This is a genomic window from Cryobacterium sp. TMT1-19, from assembly GCF_004403055.1.
In the GTDB taxonomy this organism is placed as follows: Bacteria; Actinomycetota; Actinomycetes; order Actinomycetales; family Microbacteriaceae; genus Cryobacterium; species Cryobacterium sandaracinum.
Map to the genome: position 1 here is coordinate 1 of NZ_SOHB01000031.1, position 2,512 is coordinate 2,512.

Consider the following 2,512-nt stretch of genomic DNA (forward strand, 5'->3'; position numbering starts at 1 on the left):
CGGACCGCGGCGGCGCCCGACGCCGTCGCGAGGGCGTCGGCGAAGGTGTTCGCCGAGGTGCTCGCGCCCGCACCGGCGGTGGCGCTGCCGGCTGCGGCAGTGGCCTGCGCCTTCTGGGCGTTCGCCCCGGCCGAGAGCTGTACGAGTGTCGCCTGGATCTCGCTGACCCGGCTCATCGCCGCGATCATGGTCATCGCGGGTCACCGTCCGCGCCCCGGTTGCGGTGCCAGCCGGTCGACGCAATCTCGTCGAGGATGGCCTGTTCGCGGTGCAGGTCGTCGGCCGCGACCAGGGCTCCGTGCCGGCCCTCGAGCTTCTCCAACCGCACCGTATCGGCACGGGTCGCGTCGAAGGCGACCTGCGCCTCGCCGACGGCAACCTGGTAGTTGCGGCCGAGGGCCTCCATGTCGGCCAACATGCTGTGCGCCGAGGCGCGGGCGGAGGCGATCGCCGTCAGCGTGTCAGCCCCGCTGGCCAGACTCGGCGTGTGCCGCAGGGTGGCCCTGGTCGCGGCCCGGCGAGCCGCGTTCGCCTGAACGACGGCGTTAGCCTGGGCCAGGTCGCCGGCGGCCTGGTCTTGCTGCAGGTGCCGTAGCAGGAGGAGCCCGGCCAAAGCGAAAGTGCGTTTCATCAGAGCGCCCCCAGCGTTCGAGTAAGTGTCGTGAGTTGGTCCCAAGCGAGCGGGGCCGAGGTCTGGTCGTCCATGCGCTGCTGGAGGAACGCGTTGATGGCGCCCTCGTTGTCGACGGCGGCGTCGACAAGCGGGTTCGTGCCCCGCCGGTACGCGCCGACGTCGAGCAGGTCCTGCGCGGTGCGGCGTGCGGCGAGCACCCGGCGCAACAGGCCGGCGACCTGGTTCTGCTCGGGGCTGTTGACCCGGGAGGCGACGCGGGAGATCGAGGAGAGCGCGTCGACAGCGGGGAAATGGCCGAGGACAGCCAGTTTGCGGTCGAGTACGACGTGTCCGTCGAGGATCGAGCGGGCGGCATCCGCAATCGGTTCATTATGGTCGTCGCCGTCGACGAGCACCGTGTAGACGCCCGTGATCGACCCGGTTTCGTCGGTGCCGGCCCGCTCGAGTAGGCGGGCGAGCAGGGAGAAGGTCGAGGGCGGATAACCGCGGGTGGCGGGGGGTTCGCCGACCGAGAGGCCGATCTCGCGCTGGGCCATCGCCACCCGGGTGAGTGAATCCATCATCAGCATCACGTCGGCTCCGTCGTCACGGAACGACTCGGCGATCCGGGTGGCCAGGAAGGCGGCGCGCAGCCTCATCATGGCCGGTTCGTCGGAGGTGGACACGACCACGATCGAACGGGCGAGCCCCTCGGGTCCGAGGTCGTCTTCAAGGAATTCGCGCACCTCGCGGCCGCGCTCCCCCACCAGGGCGATGACCGAGACCTCCGCGTCGGTGCCGCGGGCGATCATCGAAAGCAGCGAGGACTTGCCGACGCCGGAGCCGGCGAACAGGCCCATCCGCTGTCCCTTCCCGACGGTGGTGAGGGTGTCGAGCACGCGCACACCCAGCTGGAGCGGCGTCTGGATGCGGGAGCGGGCCATCGCGGAGGGGCTGTCGTGATCGAGGCCGACGAACCGGGCACCGGAGAGAGGGCCTTTGCCGTCGATGGGCCGGCCGAGGCCGTCGATGACGCGCCCGAACAGGCCGGCGCCGGTGGGCACGAGGTGCGGGGTTCCGTCCGAGCGCACGGGCGCGCCGATCCGAATACCGGTCATCCGGCCGAGCGGCATGCACCGGATGCCGCCCTGCGTCGTGGCGACCACCTCGGCGTCGATCTCCCCGCCGTCGCCGACCGTGACCAGATCGCCGATCGCGGAATTGAGCCCGCGCACCTCCAGACCGAGACCGACGATCGAAGAGACGACGCCCACCCGCTGGGGCCGCGCGGCGTCGAGGGCGGAGCGGATCTTTCCCGCGCGCGGACGCCAGGCGGGGGCCTGCGCCAGGGTCACGACCGGGCTCCGGTGAGGGCGGCCTTCGCGCGGGTAAGCGCGGTGCCGATCCGGGCGTCAAGGAATCCATCGGGGAACTCGGCGATCGCGTCGCCACGGGCGAGGTCGGCGTCCGCCGTGAAGTCCACGCCGGCATCCGCGCGGGTGATCAGGTCGATCAGAGCAAGGTCGGCGGGGTTCATCCGCACGGAGTGCGGGCGAATGGTACCGAGTGCGCCGGTGGTGACGGTCGCACCGGTCACTCCGGTCGCTCCGGTCGCGAGGGCGCGGCCCAGTGCGGCCCGCGCCGAGGCGTCGGCGTCGCCGAGTGAGTAGCCGAGGATCGCTTCGGCCAGTTCCAGCGCGGTCGCGACAAGGGTGTCCTCCGCCTCCTGGATCACCGGAACGGTGCGCTCGTGCAGCGCGGCGGCGGCGGCACCCAGCAGCGCGACCGCCCGGTCGATCCGCGCCTGGCCGATGGCACCGGCGGCGGCCTGCTCGGCGTCGAGCCGCGCGATCCGGGCATCCACCTCGGCGGCGGCCGCCCGGAGTCCCGCGGTGTAGC

The 2,512-nt window shown here is 72.2% G+C and carries 4 protein-coding genes; all 4 read right to left on the bottom strand.

The features are described from left to right. Nucleotides 1-194 (bottom strand): hypothetical protein (locus tag E3T40_RS08245; protein ID WP_370287900.1); only part of this gene is annotated, 194 nt, incomplete at its 3' end. After that, complete coding sequence (locus tag E3T40_RS08250; protein WP_134543119.1) at nt 191-631, bottom strand: flagellar export protein FliJ; 441 nt, start codon at nt 629-631, stop codon at nt 191-193. The genes E3T40_RS08250 and E3T40_RS08245, both read right to left, overlap by 4 nt. Continuing rightward, on the bottom strand, nt 631-1,968 hold the full coding sequence (locus E3T40_RS08255) for a FliI/YscN family ATPase (RefSeq protein WP_369828378.1): 1,338 nt from the start codon (nt 1,966-1,968) through the stop codon (nt 631-633). Before E3T40_RS08255 ends, E3T40_RS08250 begins: the two co-directional genes overlap by 1 nt. After that, nucleotides 1,965-2,512: hypothetical protein (locus E3T40_RS16335; protein WP_166786604.1), on the bottom strand; the 548-nt coding region annotated here is incomplete at its 5' end. The genes E3T40_RS16335 and E3T40_RS08255, both read right to left, overlap by 4 nt.